Here is a 25,681-nt window from a genome sequence, read left to right on the forward strand (position 1 = left end):
CGCCAGCAGCCGACCAGGAGGGCCGAATCATGTCACGCATCATTGCAGGTCATTTTCAGTTGCAGGAACAGATTGACGCCGCGCGCGCCGCCCTGAACCAGGCGGGTTTTCCCGACAGCCGCATCAGCGCCTTTTTTGTCAACCAGCCGGGGCAGCACGATCTGCACGCACTGGGCGGTGACCGCGACATCTCGCCGGGCGCCATGGAAACGCCCGAGGGCGTGGTGGAAGGCGTGGCCGTGGGCGCTGCGGTGGGCGCCGGCATCGGCGCGGCCGCCACCCTCGCGACGGGGCCGCTGGGCCCGGTAGTCGGTGCGCTGGTGGGCGCCCATGTGGGTTCGCTGTACAGTTTTAACAAGATGAAAGATGCGGGCGAAGTGGAGAAAAACGGTGAAAACCGCCGCCCGCCACGCCATCCCGGCATGCTGATCGCCGTGGCGCTGGGCGGCCTCGACGAGCGCGAGCGGGCGCTCGGGGCATTGCAGCGGCTCGGCGCCGAGCACATCGAGGAAGCCGAAGGCACGATCGCCAATGGCGACTGGCACGATTTCGACCCGCTCAGCATCCCCGTGCTGGTGGCTTGATTTGTTCGATGGTTTGGTCGATGCGCCGCGTAGTACGGCATAAGTGCCGCGCCGCACGAAAGTTAGGTATTATCCTTATTGGTATTGTTAATCAATGCCGTCAGGGATAGTTCCCGTGCGCCCCATGCAAGACAGGACCCAGGTGACTGCCCGTAATACTTGCCTCGCATGCTAATGAGTGTGGATAGGAGGGCGCGTCATGACACAGGCATGGTTCATTCTTACGCAGGCCGATGGGCGCGACATCTGTGCGCCGTCGCCGGCACAGCTGGCCGATGCGCTGGCCGAGGTGTACCGTGCGCCAGAGACGGCGCCCGATGGCAGCCCGTCCGCCGTCCTGTTGCGCTTTGGTTACGACGATGGCTTGATGTATCAGGTCGAGGTCGCCAGCGGAGGCGAAGTCACTTTCGAGGAATGGTCGGACCGCGATTGCGAAATCGCCTTGGCCAGCCCGCGCCGCATGTCGGCCTTGCCGCAGGGCGATGCGCTGCAGCTGTGGCAGTGGCTGGCGCAGCGCCAGGTGGCCAAGATCCGCAGCCAGCCCTGGCAGGACGGCTAGCGGGCGGCTCTGCCAAAGGTGCTAGTGCACCATCAGCACGGGGATCGTCATGCTCTGCAAGACTGTGCGCGTGACGCCACCCAGTATCGTTTCGCGCAGGCGCGAATGGCCATACGCCCCCATCACCAGCAAATCGGCCGCCAGCTCCCCCGCCTGCGACAGCAGCGCTTCGCCGATGTCGCCGCGCCGCACGCCGCCTCCATCGAGCAAATGCACGCGTGCTTCCACGCCGTGGCGCGCCAGGTACTGCAGCAGTTCGGCGCCCGGCTGGTCGCCATGCTCGGCCGCATGCACCTTGGCATCGAAGATGGCCACGTGGACTTGCCCGGCACGCTGCAGCAGGGGCAGGGCGGCGCTGACGGCGCGGCTCGCTTCCTTGCTGGCATTCCATGAAATGAGCACATTGCGCGCGGCCGCCGGCGGCGCTTGCATCGGCAGCGGCGGCGCGTACGGCACGATCAGCACGGGCCGGCCCGAATGCAGCAGCACGTAGGCGGGAAAATCGCGCATCACGGACGGCGATTTATCCTTGGCATTGTATTGACTGATCACCACCAGGTCCGCGTAGCGGGCCAGCAGGCTGATGCCGCCCGCCGCCTCATCGTCGAGTACGCGCTGCTCGAACGAGGCGACGCCGGCCGTGCGTACATGCTGCTCGAAACCATCGAGGGCGCGCGTGGCTCTTTCTCTCAAGAAATTGAGGTGCAGCGCCAGGTTTGGGTCGGCATCGAGGTCGGGCTGGTTCTGGTACAGCAGGCGCGACACGCCCGTCAGGGCCACGCCCGTCAGGTGGCCGCCGCAGGCTTGCGCGATGCTGGCGGCCGCGTCGATGCGGGCGCTGCGGCTGGCACTGTCGTCAATATGCAGCAACACGGTTTTATACGTCATGGCCTGGCCTCTCGCTGTGCGGTAAGCCCCATTCTGGCACAGTCGGGGCACAGTTCGCGCACGCATGCCACTGTGCCTGGCAGGCCGGGCACTTGATCTGGCGCAAAACTGGCGCTAAAAACTGTGCCTACACTTGATCCCACGCAGATCAAGCATAACAAGCGGGGAGGCACAGCAATGCAGGAACAAAGATAGCGCTGGTCACGGGCGCGCATATCGCCATCCATGGCGCACAGTGGTGAGTTGAGCAGGCTTGCAGCTTGAAGATTGAAGATTGAAGATTGAAGATTGAAGCAGGGCAATGGCAGTGGAGGAGACCCGGCTGCCCAGTCAGCACACAGAGGCTGGCGGGAGCCGGATAGCAGCACAGCAGTAAAGGTGAAAGGCAAACGGCAAAAGGCGAGGGGCAGGGCAGCGATGCCTTGCCCCGTTGCGTTGCTGCAATGACTAACGCTGGGCCTTTTCCAGCCGCGTCTGGCAATCGATGCACAGGCGCGCTTCGGGGCGTGCGTTCAGGCGCGACAGGCCGATGGCTTCGCCGCAGTTGTCGCACAAGCCATAGCTGCCGTCGGCCATCCTGGCCAGCGCCTGCCTGATGAGGGCCAGCTGCGCCACGTTGTGTTCGGCCGCCTCGCTGACGAGGGCGTTCAGGGTGTGCACGCTGGCGTTGTCGGCCGGCGAGGCTTCGATTTCATTGAGCAGCGAGGCACGCGCGTCGGCTTCGGCCGTTTCGCCCTCGATTTGTTCCAGTAGCGCAAGCTTGCGTTGCTCCAGCACGCCTTGCAGGCGCTGTAGCTGGTCTTGCGGCAATCCATTCATGGCTGTCACCCGGTGGGAGTCTCTACCATCATGGTAGTCCAAGATGGCCAGCTCTGCTTGCGCTACCACCCGCGCCACGTTTGATGCGGCGCAGGCGGTTGCCGTTGATTTATGCTGGTTTCTTTTCGCAGTTGATCATCCAGGCCACGCCGAACTGGTCTTTCAGCATGCCGAAGCGCTGCGCCCAGAAGGTTTCCTGCAGCGGCATCTGGATGCTGCCATCGCGCGCCAGCGCGGCGAAGGCTCTTTCGGCTTCTTCCGGCGCATCGACGCTCAGGCAGACCGAGCAGCCGCTCATGCCCTTGGCGCCATCTTCGGTGCCGCCGCCGTCCGACCCCATCAGCATGGTGGGGCCCAGTTGTACGGAACCATGCATGATCTTGTCGTACCAGTCTTCCTTGACTTGTTCCTGGCCCGGCGTGCCGCGAAACGGCATCAGGAAAAGGTTTTCGCCATGCAGGTGCTGGCGGTAGTATTCCAGCGCTTGCGCGCAATTGCCATTGAATTGCAAATACGCTTCGGTACGCATGTTGGTCTCCTCTGGTTGCCCCGAAAGCACGATTGCATGCGGGACGTCCCAGTATAGGCGCTGGGCGGCCAAATTCAATCAGCCTGGCGCCATCTCTTGCAGCCGCTCACGCACCTTGCCCAAGGTGCTAAGGATGCGTTCGGGGTTGCCGGCCAGGACGGCGCTGCCCATGTGCAACAAACTCGTAGCCAGGCTGATCCAGTGCCGCACGTCGTCGTTGCGGGCAATGCTCAGGCGTGCCGTGTCGAGCAGGCCGCTGAGCTGGCGCTGCGCCGTGTCCAGGCCCACGACGGTATGCCCTGCGGCATCGGCATACAGCGCGTTGGCTTGCTGGCGCAGTGCCACTTCCAGCGCGAACACGGCTTGCGCCTGGCTGTGGCTGATGGCGTTTTCTCCCTCGCTGGCGCGCTTGCGGATGGCGCGCATGACGGCGCCATGCAAGGTGACGGCCGCCTGCGACAGGCTGTCGGCCAGTTGCTCCACGCGCATGGCGCTGCTCAGGGCTGCTTCACGGCGTTCGCTGCCTGATGATCCATCCATCGTGCCTCCGTGGTGGTAGTGGGGGTGGCAGCCGTGGCCAAGCGCGCATGTTCGCGCGCCAATGCTGCCAGTTGTTGCCGTGCCAGCGTGTGGCGCAAGCCATATAGCTGGTATTCCTCGATTTTGCTTTGCTGCACAGTTTTGGCCAGCACCGTCAGCAAGCGCAGCTGTGGCGTGTCGGTAAAGGCGAGGTCCATTTCCAGCAGGCCCAGCACGATATCGCGCTCGTTATCGCCTGCCTTGTCGTACAGGCGCAGCAGGCTTGCCAGTGTCGACAGCAGCGTTTGCACGGCGTCGTCGCCTTCGCGCAGCACCTGTGCCAGTTGCGCCTGCTGGTCAGCCTCTCCCTGCAGGCGCGCAAGCAGGCGCAGCACGACGGTGTATGCCATCACGTCGCGGTCGACGATGCCGCTGTCGGGCCAGGCGCGAATGGCGCTGCCGGCCGCGTTGATTTCGCTGTCCAGGGCAAAGCGGTCCTTGCCCGCCAACCGGCCCAGGGCCTGCAAGTACAGCGACATGCCGCGCTGGATCAGCGCCACGTCCGCATGCATGGCACGGCGTTGCTGGTCGAGCACCTTTTCGCTGGCGTCCTGCGGCGGCGACAGGTAGGGCCGCAGGCGCGCATAGCTGTCGCGGTGGCGCAGCGCCAGTTCGCCGAAGGCTGGCAAGGCTTTTTCGCCAGCGGCCAGCGCGCGCACTTGCGCCAGGTCCGTGCGCGCGGTGGTGCAGCCGGACAGCAACAGCAGTTGCAGGCAGGCGATGGCGCAATAGCGGGTGGGCAGGGAAGGCACGGCACCTCTCGACAGGAAATACTGTATGGAAAGGTATTGTGGTGCTGGCTGGCCTTGCGCGCCTTGTGCGGGCGCAAGCGCCGTGCGATCAGCTGCTTGCAACAGCGGCCACGGCTGCCCTTGTTCCCGCCGTTATCGCGCTAATTGCTCGCGCCAGCCCAGTCCGGCAACAGTGTCGCCGCTGGGACGGTATTCGCAGCCGACCCAGCCCGTGTAGCCGACCTGGTCGAGCAGCTTGAACAGGTGGCGGTAGTTGATCTCGCCCGTGCCCGGCTCGTGGCGGCCCGGCGTATCGGCGATCTGGATGTGGCGGATCAGGGGCAGCAGGGCGCGGATGGTATTGCTCAGTTCGCCTTCCATGCGCTGCATGTGATAAATGTCATATTGCAGGAAGATATTGCCGCGCTGGCAGTCGGCGATGATATCGGCCGCCTGCTGGCTATGGTTCAGGAAGTAACCGGGCATGTCGTAATGGTTGATCGGTTCGATCAGCAAGCTGATGCCATGCGGGCGCAAGGCGTCGGCTGCAAATTGCAGGTTGCCGATCAGGCTTTGCCGAGCCCGCTCCAGGCGCATGCCGGCCGGTACGATGCCGGCCATGCAGTGCAGCTGCGTCGCGCCCAGCGCCAGCGCATACTCGAGCGCCCGCTGCACGCCGGCGCGAAACTCCTCGCCGCGCCGCGTATCGCAGGCGATACCGCGTTCGCCCCGCTCCCAATCGCCCGGTGGCAGGTTGAACAGGGCCAGCTGCAATTGATGCTGCTCAAGCTGCGCCTTGATCTGGCGCGCTTCGATGGCATACGGAAACAGGAATTCGACGGCATCGAAGCCCGCCTTGCGCGCGGCGGAAAAACGCTCGAGGAAGGGCAGTTCGGTAAACAGCAGGCTGAGATTGGCAGCGAAGTTCGGCATGGTCTGGGCGCAAAAAGAGAATAGCTATTATCCTAGCCCAATTTGGCAATTGGTGGCGGGCATGAAAAAACCGCTCCAGAAGCAAGTTCTGGAGCGGTTTTTGACAAACACAAACGCAGCCTGAAAGCGTAGCGAGCGGGAGTGATATTGCGTTGAGTCGCGCAGCCGTACTGGAGTACGGCGAGCAACGCAAACGCAATAGCGCCCCGCGCAGTAGCTTTAAGGCAGCGTTTTAGCGGCCGCGGCCACCGGAGCGGTGATTCGCCGCCGAGCGTGGCGCATTGCCCGAACGGTTGCCACCGCCACCGCCACCGCCCGATGGGCCGGCGCTGCGTGGCTTGGCGCCGCTGCCGCCGGTTTTCACGCGCACGACGGCGCCGGCTGGCGCACGGCTGTTGTTGCGGTGACCGCCGGTGCCGCTGCGCAATTGCACAGGCTGGGCGCGGGCGTTCAGGTCCGGTTCAAAACCTTCGATGACTTCGCGCGGCAGGGTTTGCTTGATCAGCTTTTCGATGTCTTTCAACATTTCGTGCTCATCCACGCAGACCAGCGAGACGGCTTCGCCCTTGGCGCCGGCACGGCCGGTACGGCCGATACGGTGCACATAGTCTTCTGGAATGTTCGGCAAGTCGTAGTTGACGACGTGCGGCAACTGGTCGATATCGATACCGCGCGCGGCGATGTCGGTGGCGACCAGCACTTGCAAGGTGCCATCCTTGAACTCGGACAGCGCGCGCGTGCGCGCCGACTGGCTCTTGTTGCCGTGGATGGCCAGGGCGCCAATGCCGTCCGCGCCCAGTTGCTCGACCAGTTTATTGGCGCCGTGCTTGGTGCGCGTAAATACCAGTACTTGCGTCCAGTTGTTCGACTTGATCAGGTAGGACAGCATCGGATGCTTCTTGTCGCGGTCGACCGGATGGATCTTTTGCTGGATCACTTCCACGGTCGAATTGCGGCGCGCTACTTCAATCATGGCTGGTTTGTTCAGCAAGCCATCGGCCAGGGCCTTGATTTCTTCCGAGAACGTTGCCGAGAACAGCAGGTTCTGGCGTTTCGGCGGCAGCACGGCCAGCACTTTCTTGATGTCGCGGATGAAGCCCATGTCGAGCATGCGGTCGGCTTCGTCCAGGATCAGGATTTCCACTTTCGACAAGTCAACCGTGCCCTGGCCCATGTGGTCCAGCAAACGGCCCGGCGTGGCGACGAGGACGTCGACGCCATGCTTCAATTGCTTGATTTGCGGGTTGATGCCGACGCCGCCGAAGATCACGGTGGAGTTCAGCTTGGTGTACTTGCCGTAGGTGCGCACGCTTTCCTCGACCTGCGCGGCGAGTTCGCGCGTCGGTGCCAGGATCAGGGCGCGGATAGGGCGCGTGGAGGTGTTGCTGGTAATAGCCGCGCCGTTTGCGTCGGTCGACAGGCGGTGCAGCAGGGGCAGGGTGAAGCCGGCCGTCTTGCCGGTACCGGTTTGTGCACCGGCCAGCAAGTCGCCGCCAGCGAGCACGGCGGGAATCGCCTGTGTCTGGATCGGGGTCGGTACGGTGTAGCCGTGTTCGGTAACGGCACGAACGATAGCGTCGGACAATCCGAGGGAGGAAAAGGACATGGTAACTTTATTGTGAGATCGGCCTGTCGCCATCGTGGGGCGCCAGTCGCAGGCAATCAGATTAGGGGTCGAAAGACAGCGGCAAGGGGACTGGTCATATGTGCCGCACACGCGAAGTATAACAGCCTTGCATAAAAGCGTTCCAACTGTTTCAAGTTTGCAAGGTGCAGGGCGCCGCTCGTGTGGCCGAACACGCGTGCGACACCTGTCGCAGATTTCGCTTGCATGCGTGTGACGCATGTCGCATAATTGATTCATTCGTCACATAAGGAGTCTCCATGGCCACGCCATCCGTTACCGAACTGTCGTTATTGAAAGCCCTGTGGAAGGAGCAGCCCCTGTCCGCGCGCGAATTACATGCCCGCGTGGAAGAAGAGCTGGGCTGGTCGTTTTCGTCCACGCGCAAGACGCTCGAACGCATGCTGGACAAGGGCATGCTGCTGCAACGCAGCGTGCACGGCGTGCTGGTGTATGAGGCGAACGTGGACAAGGTGGCCACCCTGGCCGCGTTTGCCCACGATTTCGGCCGGCGCGTGATGGAAATCGACAGTCCCTTGCCGGTCAGTATGTTTACGGGCAGCAAACTGGTGGACCAGCAGGAGTTGGCGGCGCTGGAACAATTGCTGCAGGACTGGCCCGCTGACGCAAAGGAGTAAGCGATGCTGCTCTTCTCACTTACCCTGTTGCAGGCCAGCGCCGCCTGCCTTCTGACCGGTCTGCTGTTGTGGGGCTTGCTGAGCCTGGCGCAACGGCGCTGGCCGGCGCTGGCGGCCCAGCGCAGCGTATGGCTCGGTGCGCAGCTGGTGCTGACCACCGCATTTTTGCTGCCGCTGCTGCCCGACAGCCAGCAGTTGAGCGTGGTGCCCGAGGTGGCCGTGCCTGTGGCGCTGGTCAACCAGGCATTCATCGCGCCTGCAGACATGGCCTTGCCGGCGGTGGCGGCCAGCGTTCCATCCGGCGCTGCCTGGCTGGCCTTGGTGCCCACCGCGTGGGGCCTGATCTATCTGCTGGGCCTGGCTTACTCAGCATGGCGCTATCAGCGCGGTCGCGCCATGATGCACACGCTGCTCACACTGGCGCACCCACGCCGCTTGCATGGCCTGGAGGTGCTGCAAGTGGACGCGCCGATTTCGCCGATGCTGGTGGGCGTGTGGCGCCCGCGCCTGCTGCTTCCGGCGCACCTGGCGCAATTCACGCCCGAACAGCAGCAACTGGTGATCGCCCATGAACTGACCCATGCGCGCCGTCGCGATCCATTGTTCCTGCTGCTGGCCACGATCTTGCAGGCGCTGCTGTGGTTCAATCCGGCTGCGCGCTGGCTGGCCGGCAAGCTGGCTTGGGCGCAGGAATTGGGCTGCGACCGCCACGTGCTGGCTGGCCGTTCGCAGCGCCAGCGCCAGCAATATGCAGCGGCGCTGGTGAAGCAATTGGGCTTGCAGGCACAGTCCTTGAGGGGCTTGGCCTTCGGCGGCAGCAAGGACGGCATGATCGACCGTCTGGTCCGCCTGCGCGATGGCCAGCCGTGCATGGCGCCAGCGCTGCGCGCGCTGACGGCTCTGGTGCTGTGCGCCATCGGCGCCGCCAGCCTGGCGCTGCAGCCGGCCCTGGCCTGGACGGCGGCGACTGTGCCGGCTGAGATCACGGCCCCGCCAGCGACGGCGCCGATGGCCTGGCGCAATCCGCTGGCCAGCATGCGCGTCACCGGTTTCTTTGGCGTAGTGCGGCCTACCAACCCGAACGGCTTGCGTGGGCTGGATCTGGCGGCCAGGCGGGGCACGCCCGTGCAGGCGGTGGCGGACGGCATCGCCACTGTCAGCGAGGATGCGCGCCTGGGCAAGGCTGTGCGCGTTGACCATGGCGGTGGCTGGCAATCGCTGTACGCCCACCTCGATAGCGTGAACGTCAGCAACGGCGACGCCGTAACAAGCGCGCAGCTAATCGGCACCGTGGGTGACACGGGCCGCGCCACCGGGCCGCACCTGCACTTCCAGGCCTGGCACAACGACCAGTTGCAAGACCCGCAAAGCCGGCTGGCCGGGCTGGACGCGAATGCCAGCGTGCGCGCCCTGCGCATGCGCAAGGAACAGTTCGGCCGCTAATTGCGTTGCTAACCCCGGCTTTTCTCCACGCTACTTAGGATTTTCATGCGTCATACCTTACTGCTATGCAGCCTCGCGCTGCCATGGTCGGCCCCCGTGTGCGCCGACGATCTTGTTCCCTCGGTCACCGTCAGCGCCGATAAAACCGCGCAGCGCCGCAACGATACGGTCTCGGCCATCGTCATCGGTCACGATGAATTGATACGGCAAGGCGACCGCGCCCTGTCCGATGTGCTCAAGCGCCTGCCCGGCATCACGATTGGCGCTGCGCCCGGCGCCGGCCAGGGCGGTCAAATCCAGTTGCGCGGCCTGGGGCAGGGCTATACCTTGATCATGCTCGACGGCGTGCCTGTGCCAGCCGGCTTTGCGCTCGACAGCCTCGACCCGGAACTGGTCGAACGCGTGGAAATCCAGCGCGCCGCCACCGCCGAATTTTCCGCGCAGGCAATTGCCGGCTCGATCAATATCGTGTTGAAAAAAACGACGGCAAAACCGCAGCGCGAGTTCAAGCTGGGCGCCTCGAACAGCCATGGACTGAACGCCGGCAGCGCCACCTTGCAATGGTCGGGCAAGCAGAAAAAGCTTTCGTATGCACTAGCCGGTACCGCCAGCCGCACGGCGCGCCGCGTCGATATCGAGGAATGGGGGCGCAACGTCGATATGGATGGCAACACCACCGTGCTGCGCCATACGCCGCAGCGCGAAACGGTCGGCGTCAACGCTCTGGAGCTGGCGCCGCGCCTGACTTGGGCGCTGGCCAACGAAGACAGCCTGGCCTGGCAAAGCCTGCTCAGCGTCAAGCGTGTGGCGAACCGCCACGGGGGCCTGGAAACGGCGTATGTGGGTGGCAACAGCAACTATCCCGATAACCACAGTGACTTCGACCAGGCCAGTGTTACCCTCCGCAGTGACCTGCACTGGCTGCGCAAGCTGGAGCGGGGCGCCAGCCTTGACGTCAAGCTGGGCGTGCAGCTCAATCATCGCGCCAACGACTTCATTTTCGAAGGCTACGGTCCGGGCCGCGTGCTGCGCTCGACCCATCTGGTCGATTCGGGCGTCGATGACGTCGGCGCCACCTTCAGTGGCAGTTACCGGCGCCAGCTGGGCGAACACCATTTGCTGGCCGCCGGCTGGGATGCCGGCCGGCGCCGGCGTGCCGATTTTCGCCGCGAGCGCCAGTTTTCCCCCTCTGAAACGCCGGTGCTGTCTGATGAAGACTATGCAGCCACCGCCACGCGCCTGGCCCTGTATGCGCAGGATGAATGGAGTCTTTCAAAGCGCTGGTCGCTATACCTTGGCCTGCGCTGGGAAGGCTTGCGTACGGCCAGCCGCACGGGCGGCGCCGAAGGAGGAGGTAAACCCGTCGACGTGCGCTCGCAAGTGTGGAGTCCGCTGCTGCAAAGCCTGTGGAAATTGCGCACTGAAGACCAGTTGCGCGCGGCCATCACGCGCACCTACAAGGCGCCCGAGATTTTCGAGCTGATGCCGCGCCGCTATACGGTCGACAATGGCAACAGCGCCACCAATCCCGACAACCAGGGCAATCCTGCCCTGCGCCCGGAGCTGGCCTGGGGGCTCGATGCAGCGTATGAATACTACCCGGCCAAGGGAGCCATGCTGGGCGTGAGCGGCTCGCTGCGGCGCATCAGCGGCGTGATGCGCGACCAGCTGTACCAGAGCGGCGGGCGCTGGGTGGCCACACCCGTCAACCAGGGCGACGCGCAGGTGCGCGGCATCGAGCTGGAAGCCAGGCTGCCCTTGGCAGCGCTCATGCAAGGCGCGCCCGCGCTCGATCTGCGGGCTAACGTGGCGCGCAACTGGTCGCGCGTCGCCGCCATCGCCGGCCCGGACAACCACCTGGATAGCCAACTGCCGTGGAGCGCCAACCTGGGAGGCGATTACCGGCTGGCCGGCTTGCCTTTGAGTCTGGGCGGTAATCTCAATTACCAGGCGGGCGGGCGCTCGCGCAGCTCAAGCGCGCTGCTGGCGTATGTGGGCGTCAAGCGTGAACTCGATCTTTACGCGCTGTGGAAGTTCAGCGACAGGCTGCGTGTGCGCCTGTCCGGCGCCAACCTGTTACAGCAGGATTACGCCACAGGCAGCCGGTATGCCGATGGCGCGGGCAGCATGTTGCGCACGCTCGATACGGGCAGCTACCGCACGCTGCGCCTGATGCTGGAGGGGACACTGTAAGCGCTGTTCATCCCCATGCGTGCCGAGCTTACTTGGAAATGCGCAGGATGGCCGAGGCGAGGCGCGTGAAGCAGGGGCTCAGGTCGCTCTCGGTGGCGGCGTAGCAGTACAGGCCTCTAGGTTCGGCCGACTTTTGGCAACTGGCCTTCGCATCGGTCGAATTGGCCAGGCAGCGCAGCAAGTCTTCGCCTAATTCATTGTCCGGACCCTCCTTGTTTTTCAACGATGCACCCATGCCCAGGGTAAAGATGTAAATGCCGTCCTGGCGCGCCTTGGCCGCCATCGCTTCGACCAGGTTGCGCGAGGCGCGGTGCACATTGGTCCATTGTTCCAGCGGCGTGGACAGCGAATCGGTCACCTTGCGCGGCGTGTTGGTCACGAGGGGGAACTCCTGCGCCGTCGCGTCGTAGGTGTTATACCAATTGGGAAGCTTGGATATTTTATTTGCCTTGCATGTAGAGTCTGTTAACGGTTTCAGGTCAGCATAAGCCACGTCGGTCTTATACAGGCCGAACAATGGCGCACTATTATTTACTGTTACAGTGGCAATCGAGCCGGCCGTTGTGCATGGGCTGCCGGCGACGGTGGGGAAGTATGACGAAAAGGCCGCCGGCGAGCCGTCGGAGAAGAACACGATGACGCGCAGGCTGGAGCGGTTGATCTGGCTGATGTCGTTCAGCTGTTTGCGGGCTTGGAACATGCCGTCGGCCGAATTGGTGCCGCCATCGAAAATAAAACTGTCTATTTTTATCGTGGCCTTGCTACGGTCGAAGCCGCGCTTGGTCTGATCAAGGGGAAAGGGGAGATCGTTTTCCACACCATAGGCGAAATGCATTAGGCCAACGCGGTCCACGCTGGAATTGAACTTGTTCAGGAATGATTTGCCAGCAGCCTTGACTGCATCCTTATTGCCATTTAGCGAACCCGAGGTATCCATCACCAGCACCATATCCAGGTCCTTGCGGATGGTTTGCGCTCTGGCCGCCACCTCCAGGGTCTTGAAGCCGAGTATGCCCATCAGCGAGACGGGCAGCGAGGCGCTGGCCGAGACGTCGATCGTCACCGTGCCCTTGTCGAAGCTTACGCCGACCGGGTTCAGGACGGGTGTCGAGAGCAGGAATTTGTCGGGGTAATTGATGTCAAAAAACTCCTTGGCCGACTGGCGCGCATTGGCCGCCTGCGCCGCCTGGGTGTCGCCCAGCGTGACGCCGCGCGCCGCCGCCAGGCTGGCCGAGTCGACCGCCGCATTCAGCTTGGCCTTGACGAAGTAGCCCAGCGCCGAATCGACCGCCAGGCCGACCGAGGCGATCAGGACGATAGCCGTCAGCGCCACCATGACCAGGACTTGCCCGCCTTGTTTCTTGTGTGGAATGCGCATCAAAATACCGTCATCGAAGTAAGATTGGGACCCAGCACCGGCGTCGTGCTGTCGCCGACTTTCAGGGTGCCGAACAGCATGTCGAAATTATAGAAAGTTTCCACTGCGTAGATCAGTTCGCCATCGGACAACATGCCCTGCATCAGGGACACCACGGGGGCGCTGTCGGTCTTGGCAATATTGGTGCACGTGCCGCCGCTGTCCCAGCTGCCGCATTGCCAGACCTGGCTGGCAGGCTGATAGCCGCTGGCATTTACGCCGGCGCTCCAGCGGTATTGTTCCAACACGATATTGCGCAAGCCGCTCTTGGCCGTGTAGCCCATGATCTTGGTGATGTAGATCATGCCGCGTCCGCTCATGTCCAGCGGCGGGGTGCTGGCCGCAAGGGCATTCATGATAGTCTGGCTTGAGCCGCTCAGGTCGGCTGTGGAGCGCGCGGCCAGGTTGGCGCCTTCCCGGCTAATGTTGAGCAAAATGATCTTGGCCTGGATGGCGCGCGACAGGTCAACGACCATGAATAGCAGCAGCGCCAGCAGCGGCAGCACGATGGCGAATTCCACGGCGGCAATGCCGCGCGCGGCATGGCGTGAAAAAGGAAACGTTCTTGTCCGCATCATAAGCCGCCAAAACTTTCATTGCGCATGGTCGCCGCCACCACGAAGTGCGCCTTGCCGTCCTTGAAGAAGGCGGCAATCATCGGCGTGGCAAACGGCCAGCTGCAATCGACGGAGATGACCACGATATCACCGGCGTTGCCGAACATGCCGGCGTTGGTGCCGGTGCTGCCATTCACTGAAATGACGGGACTGACCTTGTCGTACATGCCCATCGAACTATCTTTCATTTTTTGAATGACCGCCTGGTAGCGCTGCTGGTTGCTGCTGCTCGGATCAAGGTCGCTGCTCCCCGTCACTGCATAGCGCGCGCCTTCGCGAACGGCGTGCTGCATGGTCAGGTTGGCGAAATACGCCATGCTCATCTCAATGATGCCGATCACCAGCAGCAGGAAGGCCGGCGCGATGATGGCGAATTCGACAATGGTGGAGCCACACTGGCGTAGTCTGCCTGGCGGTGGTCGGGTGGGGCTGGCCGGAGCCTTGCTGAAGTTCATATCTGGTGTCCGAGTGAAGGCAAGCGCTGGCGCGCATGCGATGACTGGCCTGTCATCAACTTGCCGAAGTTCATTTTATATTGCTTTCGGTTAGCGAGGTTGGAATTAAAGTGCTTAAAAATCAAGTTAATTGCAATTTATGTAGTAAATAAGTTGCTCGGCATACCTTTGCGTGGCTTCCAGAGAGTAATATGCGGTTGGCATGGAAATTAAAAATAAATAACCGTTGTCCTGGCGCTATCCAGGCAATGGCACCTTTACAAAGTGATGAAATCAGGATGCAGCACAAGCAACAACTGCAAGGAGAGCAGCATGCCGACGCGGGCTTGCCCATGGAGGATCATGTAGACTTGACAATGATTTTCGGCATGCGCCTGCTGCTGGCGGTGACGGCGTTATTGACGCTGATTATCAATCCCGCCAATCTTGGCGGACCGAGCCAGGTTGCCTTGCTGATCTTGAGCGCTTACGTGTTGCACAGTGCACTATTGTTTCTCCTCCTGTATTTCAATCGCTCATTCGTTCATGGCAAGTCGATCTATTGGCTCGATGTCCTGTGGTGTGGGCTGATTGTGTTTTGTACCGGCGGCGGCGAAAGCTATTTCTTCCCCTTCTTCTTCTTTGTCATATTGACGTCGTCGTTCCAGCGCGGCCTGGACGAGGGCGCCCGCATCACGCTGGCGTCCTGTGTCTTGCTGGCGCTGGCGTCGATGGCGTCAAATAAGGTGCTGAGCATCTCGCATCTGTTGTTGCGCACGACCTTTGTCATGGCGCTCGGCTACATGATCGCCTACTGGGGTGGCCTGGGGCTGTTGCAGAAGCGCCGGCTGGCCTTGCTGCGCGAGGTCAGCCAGCAATCCAATCCGCGTTTTGGCGTCGACCATACGGTGGCCTCGATCCTGGAGAAAACCCGGATCTTCTTCGGCGCCAGCAGCTGCATCCTGGTGATGCGCGAAGGCAGCGCTGCGCACTGGCAGTTGCGCACGGCGCTCAATGGCAGTGCCGGACGCGTCAGCCAGATGAGCGAGGCCGCAGTGGCGCCGCTGATGGTGTTCGGCGCCAGCCAGAGCGTGCTGTATGCGCCGTCGCTGCGCACGCGCCTTGGCTGGGGTGGCGCGCTGGCGGGAATCGAGCGCGGCGGCAAGTGGCAGCGCCTCGATGGCACGCATGGCGCGGCGCTGGCCGAATTGCTCGATGCCCAGTCCTTCGTCAGCATCCCCTTGCCTTTGCGCAAGGGGAAGGGGCGCATTTATGTGATTTCGCCGCGGCAGCGCTTTTCCCGCGCCGATGCCAAGTTCCTCGCGCATATCGTGGCGCAAGTGTTTCCCTTGATTGAGAACATTGCCATTCTCGACAAACTGGCCTCCGACGCCGCCTACCGCGAGCGGCAAAAAATTGCGCGCGACTTGCACGACTCGACCATCCAGCCGTATATCGGCCTGCGCCATGGCTTGAGCGCCTTGCGCGCCAGGGCCGCGCCGGATAGTCCCTTGCTGGACGACCTGGACAAGCTGCTCGACATGAGCGGCCAGGTGATCGGCGACCTGCGCCAGATGGCGCAGACGGTCAGGGCCGGCGCGCAGCACGAAGAAGTGGAATTGCTGGTGGCGCTGCGGCGCCAGGCGGAACAGCTGAAGAAATTCTTTGGCATCGATATCGAGATCGTCGCGGCGCGCGGTTTTGATGTGAGCGACAGGCTGGCGGCGGAAGTGCTTCAGATCGTGAATGAAGGCATGAGCAATATTCGCAAGCACACCACCGCCCGCGACGGCCGCGTGGTGCTGGCGTGCGGCGCGCACTATTTGTCGATATCCATAGAGAACGCGTCCGATGCGTCCGGCAGCGGCGAGTTCATCCCGGCCTCGATCACTGAACGCGCATCGGCGCTGGGCGGTAGCGTGCAGGTTGAGCAGGCCGCCGGCGGCGCGACCGCGGTGCGCATTGAAATTCCGGTTTAACAGCCTGCGTCAGATGGGATGCGGGGATGGGCTTCAAGGAAAGAGGTAAAGCATGTCGATTCAAAATGCCATTCGCGTGATGCTGGTCGATGACCACAAGACGATGTTATGGGGCCTGGAAAAGCTGCTGGAGGGCGCCGAGCCGCCGATGAAAGTGGTCGCCAGCGCCAGCACGATCGACAGTGCGCTGGCGCTGGTCAATAGCGTGCAGCCCGATGTCATCGTGCTCGACGTCGACCTGGACGGCCTCTGTTCCGTCGACTTCGTGCCTGCGCTGCTGGCCAATGGCGTCACGCGGGCGGTGATGTTCAGCGGCACGCGCGACCAGGACGTGCTCAGCCGGGCGGTGCGCGGCGGTGCGCGCGGCGTGATCGGCAAGGAGGCGACGGCGGAAGAAGTCATCGACGTCATCGCGCGGGTGCATCGCGGCGAGGTTTGCCTGGACCAGGCATTGCTGGGTAGCATGCTGGGGGCGCTGATGAAGCCGGCGCCGGCGCCCGATCCGGAGGCGGCAAGGATCGCCTCGCTGACGCAGAAGGAGCGCAAGATCGTCGCCATGATGGTGGATGGCAATGGCGCGCTGAACAAGGCGATCGCCCAGCGCGCCTTTATTTCCGACCAAACCTTGCGCAACCATTTAACCTCGATCTACAGCAAACTGGACGTGGCCAACCGGCTGGAGCTGTATGTGTATGCCGTCAAGAACGGGCTCGCAAAGTAGGTGAATAGCGGGTGCCAGTACAAATGTAGTAGTTTCCTTTGGGAAAAAAAGCTCTTTTGTACTGCCTAGAAAATGACTTTTGTCTGATTTATATCAATAGCTACCTTCATATAATACTTCCATCAGCAATCGGTAATTGTCGCTGAGCTAGCCAGACTGATATTGCGAACACTGACAGGAGCGGGGGAATGTACTTGAAAAATGATGGCGCGCGCGGTCTTGCGTACTTCTTGCAAGATCAACGTGGCAGCTCATTTTTCGAACACGCCTTGTTGTTGTCGCTGATAGCCGTGGTGTGCCTGATTGCACTCCTGGCCATATGCAAGGGTCCATAAAGTTGATCCATTTACTGGTTGCATCAGCAGTCCCACATGACGTTGTTAAAACTCACTCTGAATGGATTAATCATGAATTTCATCAAAAACTTTATCGCTGAAGAAGATGGCGTTACCGCCATCGAATACGCCCTGATCGCCGCACTGATTACCGCCGGGCTGGTTACTGCGATAGGATATCTGACCGGTGGCCTGTCTACCGTATTCACTAACATTGCTGCGAGACTCAAATAATTTCAACTCGCGCCGCCAGGCAGTCGGCACTGTTTTTGTGCGATTGCCGGTGTGATGGTCCGGGCCATGTCGCATGGCGCCGGACCATTTTTGTTTGTGGTCTGGCCGTCGTTTTCACCGTGTTGAAGATTCCATGTCCGCTCATTTTTTCCTGATTTGGTCGCCAGCGGTCTTGTTGGCCAGCTTGCTGCTAGTGGCCGTGTGGCATGACGTGCGCAGCCGCCGCATTCCGAATCGCCTGGTGTTTCCAGGCGCGTTGGCCGGATTATTGCTCAATGCATTGTTGCCTGCTGGTGCGGGCCTGTTCATGGCGGCACCCGGCGCGATCGGCCTGTGGCCGGCAGTGGCCGGCCTGGCGCTGGGTATGGCGCTGTTGATGCCGATGTATATGCTCAAGACCATGGGTGCCGGCGATGTCAAATTGATGGCGATGGTGGGTGCATTTGTCGGACCGCAAGCGGTGTTGGGCGCCATGCTGTTCAGCCTGCTCGCCGGTGGCGTGCTGGCGCTGGCCGTGGCAGCCTTTCATGGCACGCTGCGCCAGGTCACCAGCAATAGCTATCACCTGTTGTTGAATAGTCTCATGCGTGGGATCGCAGGCCAGAGGCCGGGCATTGATGCCCCCCCCGCGGCTAGCGGCAAACTGCCGTATGCGATCGCCATTGCCAGCGGCACGCTGATCTACCTGTTGCTGGCCGCCAGCGGCCAGCTGGGGATATTTGCGTAATGCGTATCTTGTCCTGGCAGTTTGCCCATGTCTGCTGACGTGCTCCCGGCGCCAGCGTCGCTGCGCGCCCCGCGCACGGTCGAAGAGACGGGGCTGCCCTTCCTGTTCCTGGTCGAATTGCTGGTCAAGGTGCTGTTCCAGCGCGGCCAGCTGCATTTGCCCGAGCTGGCCGCCTACGTCAAGCTGGGCCTGGGGGTGATCGACCCCGTGATCGCCTTTATTCGGCTGGAAAAAATGTGCGAGGTGATGCGTCGCGGCGCCAGCGGCACCGATGCCGACATCCATTACCAATTGACGGACAGTGGCCGTCAGCGCGCGCTTGAGTGTTTGGCGCGCAATGCCTATGCCGGGCCATGCCCGGTGCCGCTGGCCGCCTATAACGCGCAAGTGTCGGGCCAGAGCGTAGCCAACATGCATGTCACCCGCTCACGGGTACAGGCCAGCTTCGACGGCGTGGTGGTCAACCCGACAGTGCTCGACCAGCTGGGTTCGGCCATGAATTCCGGGCGCGCCATTTTCATTTATGGCGCCGCCGGCAGCGGCAAGACCTACCTGGCCGAGCGCCTGCAAGATCTGCTGCAGGGGGCGATAGCGCTGCCTTACGCGATCATGGTCGATGGCGAAGTCGTGCCTTTCTATGATCCGGTGCTGCATGTGCCGGCCGCGCAATGTCAGGAAGTGCCGGCAGGCATCGAGAAAGTCGTGCAGCTCGATGCGCGCTGGGTGCGCGGCGTGCGCCGCCCGGCGGTGCTCACCGGCGGCGAGCTGACCCTGGAAATGCTCGACTTGCGCTTCGACAGCGTGACGCGTTTGTACCGTGCGCCGCCCCACCTGAAGGCAAACAACGGCATTTTCATCATCGATGACCTGGGGCGGCAGCGCTGTTCGCCACTGGAACTGATGAACCGCTGGATCGTGCCGATGGACCGCGCCATCGATTATCTGTCGCTGCACAACGGCCATACCTTCCAGGTCCCGTTCGACGTGGTGGTGGTGTTTTCATCGAATTTCTTGCCCGAGCGCCTGTCGGACGCGGCCTTCCTGCGGCGCCTGGGCTACAAGATCGAAGTGCCCGCGCTCGGCGCCGCTGATTATGAAACCGTGTTTCGCCAGACCTGCCTGGCCTACGGCGTGGACTTCGACGCGGCTGCCTTTGACTTTTTATTGCAGCGCCATGCGCGCGGCAACACGCCGTTGCTAGCCTGCTATCCGCGCGACCTGATACGCCAGGTACGCGACCTGGCGCGCTATGAAGGCACTGCGGTGCAGCTCAACGAAGCGGTGCTGGACTGGGCCTGGAGCAACTATTTTGCCGGTGCCAATGAGCGCGATGGCGCTGAAGATAAGGCCGCGCAAGAGCGGCGCGAACCGAAATCAAGCTGAAGTCAGAGGAAAATCGATGAGAAATACCCGTGCTTTACTCATGTTGTTGCTGGCGCTGGTGCTGGCCGGCGCGGCCGTGCTGGCGGCGGCGATCTGGATGGGGGGGCAAAATACACCGTCCAGCCAGAAGGTCATGGTGGCCCTGATCGATATCGGCGTGGGCAGCAAGGTGACGCCGCTCATGCTGCGCAGCATGGATTGGCCGACCGGCGCGCAGCCGCCCGGCGCCTTTAGCGACAGCAAGGGGCTTGATGGGCGCATCACGCGCACCTCCATCAGTCTTGGCGAACCTGTATTGGAAAGCAAGCTTGCGCCGCCGGGGACAACGGGTGGCCTATCGTCCATCGTGGCCGACGGCAAGCGCGCCATGACCGTGCGCGTCAACGACGTGGTCGGCGTGGCCGGCTTTGCCTTGCCAGGCAACTTCGTCGATATCCTGGTCAATACCCAGGACGACCGCGCCAAGGCGTCAGGCGGCGCCGAACTGGCCATTTCCAAGATCGTCCTGGAACGCATCCTGGTGCTGGCCGTGGCGCAGGAATCGAACCGTGACGACAACAAGCCGAAAGTGGTCAATGCCGTGACCCTGGAACTGACGCCAGACCAGGTGGAAAAGCTCGACCTGGCGCGCAGCGTGGGCACCTTGTCGCTGGTACTGCGCAACCAGATCGATCCGGCGCCCGTCAATACGGGCGGCGCGACCAAGGAGTCGCTGCTGGGACTGAAGCCGCTGGTGCCGGCTGCCGTGCCGCGGGCGGCTGCTTCCGCTACGCCGCGCGCACCGGCACGGCCGGCCGCCCCCCCAGTCGCGGCCCCTGCCGAAAGCGTCAAAGTGATCACCGGCATGGACACGCGCGTCCAGCAATTTTAAGCAAACCAGAATCAGGGATAGTTGATGACCTCATTTCGTACCCGTATTGTCAAGCCACGCCTGGCCTTGGCCGTGAGTGGCTTGACGGCGAGCATGCTGTGGCACTTTGGCGCCTGCGCTGCGCCTGCACCAAAAAAGCCTGACATCGCCCTCAAGGCCGCCGAGACGGTGGCACCTTTGTCCCTGGGCGCCGACATTGCCAGGTTGGGGCCAGCCATCCGCCTTTCCGTCGGCAAGTCGACCCTGCGCAGCCTGACCCGCCCCGTCTCCCAGATCGCCGTCAATGATCCGAAGGTGGCTGGCGCCAGGATGCTGGGCAGCTCCAGCGAGTTGTATATCTGGGGCCTCGCGCCGGGCAGTACCAATCTGATTCTGTGGGACAAGGATCACCGGCCGGTGATTGTCGATATCGAGGTCGACGTCGATGCCGACGGCTTGCAGGCGCAACTGGCGCAGGTGTTTCCCCGCGAAACCGATGTCAAGGCCAGCGCGGCCGCTGGCGCCATTGTGCTGTCGGGCATGGTGTCCGATTCGGTCAAGGCCAGCCAGATACTGGCCATGGCCAAGGCGTTCGCCCAGCGCGGCACGCCCGAGTCCGCGCCAGCCGGCGCCAGCGCGTCGGCCACGCCTGCGCCTATGACCACGCCTGCGCCTATGGCCACACCTGCCGGCGCTGCCAGTTCGGGCACTAGCGTGATCAATATGCTGACGATCGCGGCGCCGCAGCAGGTCATGCTGGAAGTCAAGATTGCCGAGGTATCGAAAACCCTGGTCGACCAACTGGGCGCCAGCATCGGCGCGCGTGCCACCAGCGGCAACTGGACCTACAGCCTGCTGTCCAATTTGTTGAGCGGCAATCCCAGCCTGGTCGATGGTTTCAATGGAAAAAATGGCAATTTCCTGACCCTCGATGCACAAAAACGCGATGGCCTGGTGAAAGTGCTGGCCGAACCGAACATCATGGCGATCAGCGGCCAGGAAGCCAGCTTCCTGGCCGGCGGCAAGATTTTCATTCCGGTAGCGCAAGACAGCACCACCAACAAGGTGACCCTGGAGGAGAAGGAATTCGGCATCGCCGTGAAGTTCACGCCGACCGTGCTTGAAGGCGGGCGCATCAACCTGAAGGTGGCGCCGGAAGTGTCCGAACTGAACAAGGATGGGATCGGCATCACCATCGGCGGCACCACCGGCAGCGCGATCCTGCCAGCGTTTACCACGCGGCGCGCCACCACCACGGTGCAATTGTTCGATGGCCAGAGTTTCGCCATCGGTGGCTTGATCAAGAACAACGTGACCACGAATATCAAGGCATTGCCGATGCTGGGCGAAATCCCGGTACTGGGCGCCTTGTTCCGCAGCAGCGACTTCCAGACCGACCGCACCGAACTGGTGTTCATCATCACGCCGCACCTGGTCAAGCCGCTGGCTGGCGACTACGTGCTGCCAACGGATGCTTATGTCGCGCCCAGCCGCGCGCAATTCTTCTTGCAAGGGAAGATGGAAGGTTCCGCCAAGCCCCAAGCCGCACAACCAGCGCCGGCCCCACCGGCAACCGGTTTTGACATTCAATAGGAAACAGACCATGCAGCGTCCTCCCTCACTTCCCATGCTGTGCGTGCTGCTGCTGGCGCTGGCCGCCAGCGGCTGCGGCACCACGCCGCGCCTGGACCGCAACTTTGGCCGCAGCGTCGATTTGCTGCGCGCCCAGCAAGTACTTAACCCGCAGGCGGCCCTGAACCGCGATCCGGTGGCAGGCATGGACGGCAAGGCAGGCAATGCCGCGTATGAGGCCTACCAGAAGAGCTTCAGCGCCCCCGTTCCGCAAGCGGCCGGATTTACTATCGGCATCGGTGGACGCCAGTGAGAACGGCGCCGTCACAAAAAAACAAGCAAGGCATATCGTGAAAATCGTCATCATATCCAGGGATGAAAAAGCGCTGGCCGAACTGGGCCGGCTGGTGCGCGGCCGCAATCCGGACGACGACGTCGACGCCGGCGCAGGTCCGCTCGAGCAGCTGTATTCGGCGCAGCAACTGCCCGATGTGCTGGTCTTCGACCGGCCGGGCAACGACGGCGCCGACCTGGCTGCCATCGAACGCCTCAGCAACCAATATCCGCGCCTGGCCGTGATCCTGCTTTGCCCGCAGCATTCGCCGGAATTTCTGCTGCAGGCCATGCGCGCCGGCGTGCGCGAAGTGCTGCCGTTCCCGGCTGCGGCCGCCAGCATGTACCCGGCGCTCGAACGCATCGAGGAAAAACTCGAGCGGCGCGACAATGGCAATGGCAAGGTGCTGGCCTTCATTTCGTGCAAGGGCGGCAGCGGCGCCACCTTCATCGCCACCAACCTGGGCTATGCCCTGGCGGCCAGTGGCCACAAGCGCGTTGCCTTGCTGGACTTGAACCTGCACTTCGGCGATGCCTCGCTGTTTGTTTCGGAAAACAAGCCGCTGGCCACCCTGGCCGACGTGACGCGCGACATCCACCGCCTCGACCCCTCGTTCCTGGCCTCGAGCATGCTTAATGTGCTGCCCAATTTCAGCGTGCTGGCCGCGCCAGAGGATCCGGCCCATGCCAGCGAAGTCCTGCCCGAGCATATCGACGCCATCATCAAGCTGGCGCGGCGCCAGTACGATTTCGTCGTGCTCGACGTGGGCCGCAACCTCGACGCGGTCAGCGTGCGCGCGCTCGATCATGCCGACATGATTTTCCCGATATTGCAAACCACCTTGCCCTACATTCGCGACGGCAAGCGCCTGCTGGGCATGTTCCGTTCGCTCGAATACGACAAGGACAAGATCCGCCTGATCGTGAACCGGCACGACAAGGGTGGCGAAATCCGCCTGCAAGACCTGGAAGCGGCATACGGCACCACGATCGACCGCACGGTGCCGAATCACTATGCCTCGGCGGCCGCCTCGGTCAACCAGGGCGTACCCATCTTGCAGCTGGACAAAACCAGCCCCATCACGCGTTCGCTGCAGGAATTTGCCGCCAGCTTGACCGGCGTCAGCGTTGAACCCGTGCGTCAAGGCTGGCTGAGCCGCGTGCTGCAGCGCGGCTAACCACGATTTAGAACAGGATCATTCCCATGACAAGCTCCCCTACGTCCACGCTGTCGATACGCGAACGGCTCGGCAGCGGCAAGATCGCCCCCCTGACGCCACAGCGCGCGCCGGCCATCGACAACCGCAGCTACCGCGAGCTGAAACAGCGCATCCACTCGCTGCTGCTGGAACGGGTCGACCTGGAAAGCATGCAACGCCTGACGCAGGAACAGATCCGCGATGAATTGCGCAGCCTGGTCGAGCGCTTGCTGGACGAAGAAGCGGTGGTCATCAATGATGTCGAGCGCAAGAACCTGACGCGCGACATCCGCAACGAGATGCTCGGCTTCGGCCCCCTGGAAACGCTGCTGTCCGATCCGAGCGTGTCGGATATCCTGGTCAACGGCCACAAGCAGGTGTATGTGGAGCGGCGCGGCAAGCTGGAACTGACCGATGTCGTCTTCAATGACGACGCCCACCTGATGAAGATCATCGACAAGATCGTCTCGCGCGTGGGCCGCCGCATCGATGAATCGAGCCCCATGGTCGATGCGCGCCTGCCGGACGGCTCGCGCGTGAACGCCATCATCCCGCCGCTGGCCATCGATGGGCCGGTGATGTCGATCCGGCGCTTTTCCGTCGATCCGCTGCGCCTGGCCGATCTGGTCGCCTACAACAGCATGACGGCCGAGATGGCCGAAGTGCTGCAGGGCCTGGGCAAGGCGAAGATGAATATCCTCATTTCCGGGGGCACGGGCAGCGGCAAGACCACCATGCTCAACGTGATCTCCGGCTTCATCGGCAATACCGAACGCATCGTCACAGTCGAAGACGCGGCCGAGCTGCAATTGCAGCAGCCGCACGTGGTGCGCCTGGAAACCCGGCCGCCGAATATCGAAGGCAAGGGCGAAGTGTCGCAGCGGGCGCTGGTGCGCAACGCCTTGCGCATGCGCCCCGACCGCATCATTCTGGGCGAGGTGCGCGGCGCCGAAGCGCTCGACATGCTGGGCGCCATGAACACGGGTCATGAAGGTTCCATGGCGACGATCCATGCGAACACGCCGCGCGACGCCATTACGCGTTTGGAAAACATGATCAGCATGGCGGCCGCCAACCTGCCCAGCAAGGCCATCCGCCAGCAGATCAGTTCGGCCGTCTCGGTAGTGGTGCAGGTGTCGCGCCTGATCGACGGCAAGCGCAAGGTGACCTCAATCCAGGAAATCACGGGCATGGAAGGCGATGTGATCACGATGCAGGAAATCTTCAGCTTCAAGCAGACGGGCGTGGGCGAGGGCGGTACCGTGGTCGGCCATTTTTCGGCCAGCGGCATTCGTCCGCGTTTCCTCGAGCGCTTGAACAGCTTCGGCATCGGCGTCTCCAGTGCGCTGTTCGAACCGACCGGATCGGGGCGCTGACGCGGCATGAATTACCTTTCCTATTTGGTCTATATGCTGATCTTCCTGACGGTGCTGTTGCTGGTTGGCGCCGTCTACCTTGGCTGGCAATCGGCGCGCGGCGCCGGCGCCGGACGGGTTGCGCGGCGCTTGCGCGCCATGCATACGGCCAGTGATGACAGCAGCAAAGCCGTGTCGATCACCAAGGAGCGGCCGCTCAGTCCGAATCCCGGCCTGCAGGGCCTACTGGAAGCGCTGCCCGGCGTCAAGTTGCTGGACCGTTTATTGCTGCAGTCGGGAAAAAGCTGGAATGTCGGCAAATTCCTTGGCTACTCCTTGCTGGCCTGGCTGGTCGGCCTGGTCATGCTGAGTTTATTCAGTTTGCCGCTGTATATCCGCCTGGCGCTGACCTTGGCCAGCGCGGCCTTGCCCTATTTTATGGTGACCCGCGCCAAGGCCAGCCGGCAGTCGCGCATCGAACAGCAATTGCCCGATGCGCTGGACTTGATGGGCCGCGCCATGCGCGCCGGCCACGCATTCCCGACCGCGCTGAAAATGGTCGGCGATGAAATGAACGGGCCGCTGGCCGACGAGTTCCGCGCCGTTTTCGACGAGGTCAATTTTGGCGTGTCGATGTCGGACGCCTTGACGAACCTGGCGACGCGGGTACCGAGTGCCGATCTGCGTTACTTTGTGATCGCCGTCCTGATCCAGCGTGAAACGGGCGGCAATTTGACAGAGTTGCTGACCAGTATCAGCGCCATCATCCGCGATCGTTTGAAATTGCTTGGCCAGGTGCGTGTGCTCTCGGCCGAAGGGCGCATGTCCGCCTGGATCCTGGGCTTGTTGCCATTCGGCGCAGCCTTGATGATGCACCTGATGAATCCGCAATTCCTGGCTTTGCTGTACACCGACCGGGGTGGTCGGAAAATGGTGGTGGTGGCCTTGAGCTTGCTCGTTTTAGGCGTGTTGGTGATCCGCAAGATCGTCCGCATTCGCGTGTGA

26 protein-coding genes are annotated in these 25,681 nt (G+C 62.5%); 16 read left to right on the plus strand and 10 right to left on the minus strand.

Features of this window, described 5'->3' with window-relative positions:
• Positions 1 to 29 precede the first annotated feature (29 nt).
• Both ACQ4W6_RS18980 and ACQ4W6_RS18985 read left to right on the plus strand, forming a co-directional pair.
• On the plus strand, positions 30 to 584 hold the full coding sequence (locus ACQ4W6_RS18980; protein ID WP_436568729.1) for a hypothetical protein: 555 nt from the start codon (positions 30 to 32) through the stop codon (positions 582 to 584).
• A gap of 199 nt (positions 585 to 783) precedes the next feature.
• On the plus strand, positions 784 to 1,143 hold the full coding sequence (locus ACQ4W6_RS18985; RefSeq protein ID WP_436568730.1) for a hypothetical protein: 360 nt from the start codon (positions 784 to 786) through the stop codon (positions 1,141 to 1,143).
• 21 nt (positions 1,144 to 1,164) lie between these two features.
• Here ACQ4W6_RS18985 and ACQ4W6_RS18990 read toward each other — a convergent pair whose 3' ends face one another.
• The 7 genes from ACQ4W6_RS18990 to ACQ4W6_RS19020 form a co-directional block, all read right to left on the minus strand.
• Positions 1,165 to 2,031, minus strand: a complete 867-nt coding sequence (locus tag ACQ4W6_RS18990) for a universal stress protein (protein ID WP_436568731.1) — start codon at positions 2,029 to 2,031, stop codon at positions 1,165 to 1,167.
• Between the two features lie 447 nt (positions 2,032 to 2,478).
• Positions 2,479 to 2,850, minus strand: coding sequence for a TraR/DksA family transcriptional regulator (locus tag ACQ4W6_RS18995; RefSeq protein ID WP_436568732.1), 372 nt, complete (start codon positions 2,848 to 2,850; stop codon positions 2,479 to 2,481).
• A gap of 109 nt (positions 2,851 to 2,959) precedes the next feature.
• Complete coding sequence (locus tag ACQ4W6_RS19000; protein ID WP_436568733.1) at positions 2,960 to 3,379, minus strand: VOC family protein; 420 nt, start codon at positions 3,377 to 3,379, stop codon at positions 2,960 to 2,962.
• Between the two features lie 78 nt (positions 3,380 to 3,457).
• Positions 3,458 to 3,919: a hypothetical protein gene (locus tag ACQ4W6_RS19005; protein WP_436568734.1), complete on the minus strand. Its 462-nt coding sequence runs from the start codon at positions 3,917 to 3,919 to the stop codon at positions 3,458 to 3,460.
• A complete protein-coding gene (locus tag ACQ4W6_RS19010) occupies positions 3,877 to 4,710 on the minus strand; it encodes a hypothetical protein (RefSeq protein ID WP_436568735.1) in 834 nt (277 codons plus the stop codon). The genes ACQ4W6_RS19005 and ACQ4W6_RS19010 overlap by 43 nt, the downstream gene beginning before the upstream one ends.
• Positions 4,711 to 4,842: 132 nt before the next feature.
• Positions 4,843 to 5,622, minus strand: coding sequence for a 2-oxo-tetronate isomerase (gene otnI / locus ACQ4W6_RS19015; protein WP_436568736.1), 780 nt, complete (start codon positions 5,620 to 5,622; stop codon positions 4,843 to 4,845).
• Positions 5,623 to 5,854: 232 nt separating this feature from the next.
• Positions 5,855 to 7,228, minus strand: a complete 1,374-nt coding sequence (locus ACQ4W6_RS19020) for a DEAD/DEAH box helicase (protein WP_436568737.1) — start codon at positions 7,226 to 7,228, stop codon at positions 5,855 to 5,857.
• Positions 7,229 to 7,506: 278 nt separating this feature from the next.
• On the opposite strand from ACQ4W6_RS19020, the gene ACQ4W6_RS19025 reads away from it, so the two are divergent.
• From ACQ4W6_RS19025 to ACQ4W6_RS19035, 3 genes are read left to right on the plus strand one after another with little or no spacing between them, the layout of a single operon-like run.
• Positions 7,507 to 7,884, plus strand: a complete 378-nt coding sequence (locus tag ACQ4W6_RS19025) for a BlaI/MecI/CopY family transcriptional regulator (RefSeq protein WP_436568738.1) — start codon at positions 7,507 to 7,509, stop codon at positions 7,882 to 7,884.
• 3 nt (positions 7,885 to 7,887) lie between these two features.
• Positions 7,888 to 9,327 carry a M56 family metallopeptidase gene (locus ACQ4W6_RS19030; protein ID WP_436568739.1) on the plus strand — a complete coding sequence of 480 codons (1,440 nt, stop codon included), beginning with the start codon at positions 7,888 to 7,890 and terminating at the stop codon, positions 9,325 to 9,327.
• A gap of 45 nt (positions 9,328 to 9,372) precedes the next feature.
• On the plus strand, positions 9,373 to 11,520 hold the full coding sequence (locus ACQ4W6_RS19035) for a TonB-dependent receptor plug domain-containing protein (protein WP_436568740.1): 2,148 nt from the start codon (positions 9,373 to 9,375) through the stop codon (positions 11,518 to 11,520).
• A 28-nt stretch (positions 11,521 to 11,548) separates the two neighbouring features.
• Here ACQ4W6_RS19035 and ACQ4W6_RS19040 read toward each other — a convergent pair whose 3' ends face one another.
• Genes ACQ4W6_RS19040 through ACQ4W6_RS19050 form a run of 3 tightly spaced genes read right to left on the minus strand, consistent with a single transcriptional unit; the run spans position 11,549 to position 14,009 of the window.
• On the minus strand, positions 11,549 to 12,898 hold the full coding sequence (locus ACQ4W6_RS19040) for a vWA domain-containing protein (protein ID WP_436568741.1): 1,350 nt from the start codon (positions 12,896 to 12,898) through the stop codon (positions 11,549 to 11,551).
• Entirely contained in the window at positions 12,898 to 13,515 is a 618-nt protein-coding gene (locus tag ACQ4W6_RS19045) for a TadE/TadG family type IV pilus assembly protein (protein ID WP_436568742.1), read from the minus strand. Before ACQ4W6_RS19045 ends, ACQ4W6_RS19040 begins: the two co-directional genes overlap by 1 nt.
• Positions 13,512 to 14,009: a TadE/TadG family type IV pilus assembly protein gene (locus ACQ4W6_RS19050; RefSeq protein ID WP_436568743.1), complete on the minus strand. Its 498-nt coding sequence runs from the start codon at positions 14,007 to 14,009 to the stop codon at positions 13,512 to 13,514. Before ACQ4W6_RS19050 ends, ACQ4W6_RS19045 begins: the two co-directional genes overlap by 4 nt.
• Positions 14,010 to 14,287: 278 nt before the next feature.
• On the opposite strand from ACQ4W6_RS19050, the gene ACQ4W6_RS19055 reads away from it, so the two are divergent.
• The 11 genes from ACQ4W6_RS19055 to ACQ4W6_RS19105 all read left to right on the plus strand — a co-directional run bounded on the left by ACQ4W6_RS19055 (position 14,288) and on the right by ACQ4W6_RS19105 (position 25,681).
• The gene (locus tag ACQ4W6_RS19055) at positions 14,288 to 15,967 is read left to right on the plus strand and encodes a sensor histidine kinase (RefSeq protein ID WP_436568744.1); all 1,680 of its coding nucleotides are present in this window, start codon (positions 14,288 to 14,290) and stop codon (positions 15,965 to 15,967) included.
• Positions 15,968 to 16,019: 52 nt separating this feature from the next.
• Positions 16,020 to 16,688: a response regulator gene (locus tag ACQ4W6_RS19060; RefSeq protein WP_436568745.1), complete on the plus strand. Its 669-nt coding sequence runs from the start codon at positions 16,020 to 16,022 to the stop codon at positions 16,686 to 16,688.
• A 407-nt stretch (positions 16,689 to 17,095) separates the two neighbouring features.
• The gene (locus ACQ4W6_RS19065) at positions 17,096 to 17,257 is read left to right on the plus strand and encodes a Flp family type IVb pilin (protein WP_436568746.1); all 162 of its coding nucleotides are present in this window, start codon (positions 17,096 to 17,098) and stop codon (positions 17,255 to 17,257) included.
• A gap of 133 nt (positions 17,258 to 17,390) precedes the next feature.
• The gene (locus ACQ4W6_RS19070; RefSeq protein WP_436568747.1) at positions 17,391 to 17,984 is read left to right on the plus strand and encodes an A24 family peptidase; all 594 of its coding nucleotides are present in this window, start codon (positions 17,391 to 17,393) and stop codon (positions 17,982 to 17,984) included.
• 27 nt (positions 17,985 to 18,011) lie between these two features.
• Entirely contained in the window at positions 18,012 to 19,367 is a 1,356-nt protein-coding gene (locus tag ACQ4W6_RS19075; protein WP_436568748.1) for a DUF8689 domain-containing protein, read from the plus strand.
• A gap of 16 nt (positions 19,368 to 19,383) precedes the next feature.
• On the plus strand, positions 19,384 to 20,238 hold the full coding sequence (gene cpaB, locus ACQ4W6_RS19080; RefSeq protein ID WP_436568749.1) for a Flp pilus assembly protein CpaB: 855 nt from the start codon (positions 19,384 to 19,386) through the stop codon (positions 20,236 to 20,238).
• Positions 20,239 to 20,262: 24 nt separating this feature from the next.
• The gene (locus ACQ4W6_RS19085) at positions 20,263 to 21,810 is read left to right on the plus strand and encodes a type II and III secretion system protein family protein (RefSeq protein ID WP_436568750.1); all 1,548 of its coding nucleotides are present in this window, start codon (positions 20,263 to 20,265) and stop codon (positions 21,808 to 21,810) included.
• A gap of 10 nt (positions 21,811 to 21,820) precedes the next feature.
• Complete coding sequence (locus ACQ4W6_RS19090; protein ID WP_436568751.1) at positions 21,821 to 22,102, plus strand: pilus assembly protein; 282 nt, start codon at positions 21,821 to 21,823, stop codon at positions 22,100 to 22,102.
• Between the two features lie 37 nt (positions 22,103 to 22,139).
• Positions 22,140 to 23,300, plus strand: a complete 1,161-nt coding sequence (locus ACQ4W6_RS19095; RefSeq protein ID WP_436568752.1) for a CpaE/TadZ family protein — start codon at positions 22,140 to 22,142, stop codon at positions 23,298 to 23,300.
• A 50-nt stretch (positions 23,301 to 23,350) separates the two neighbouring features.
• Entirely contained in the window at positions 23,351 to 24,697 is a 1,347-nt protein-coding gene (locus tag ACQ4W6_RS19100; RefSeq protein WP_436568808.1) for a TadA family conjugal transfer-associated ATPase, read from the plus strand.
• A 6-nt stretch (positions 24,698 to 24,703) separates the two neighbouring features.
• A complete protein-coding gene (locus tag ACQ4W6_RS19105) occupies positions 24,704 to 25,681 on the plus strand; it encodes a type II secretion system F family protein (protein WP_436568753.1) in 978 nt (325 codons plus the stop codon).

This window comes from Janthinobacterium woesei (genome assembly GCF_051380875.1).
Lineage (GTDB): Bacteria > Pseudomonadota > Gammaproteobacteria > Burkholderiales > Burkholderiaceae_D > Janthinobacterium.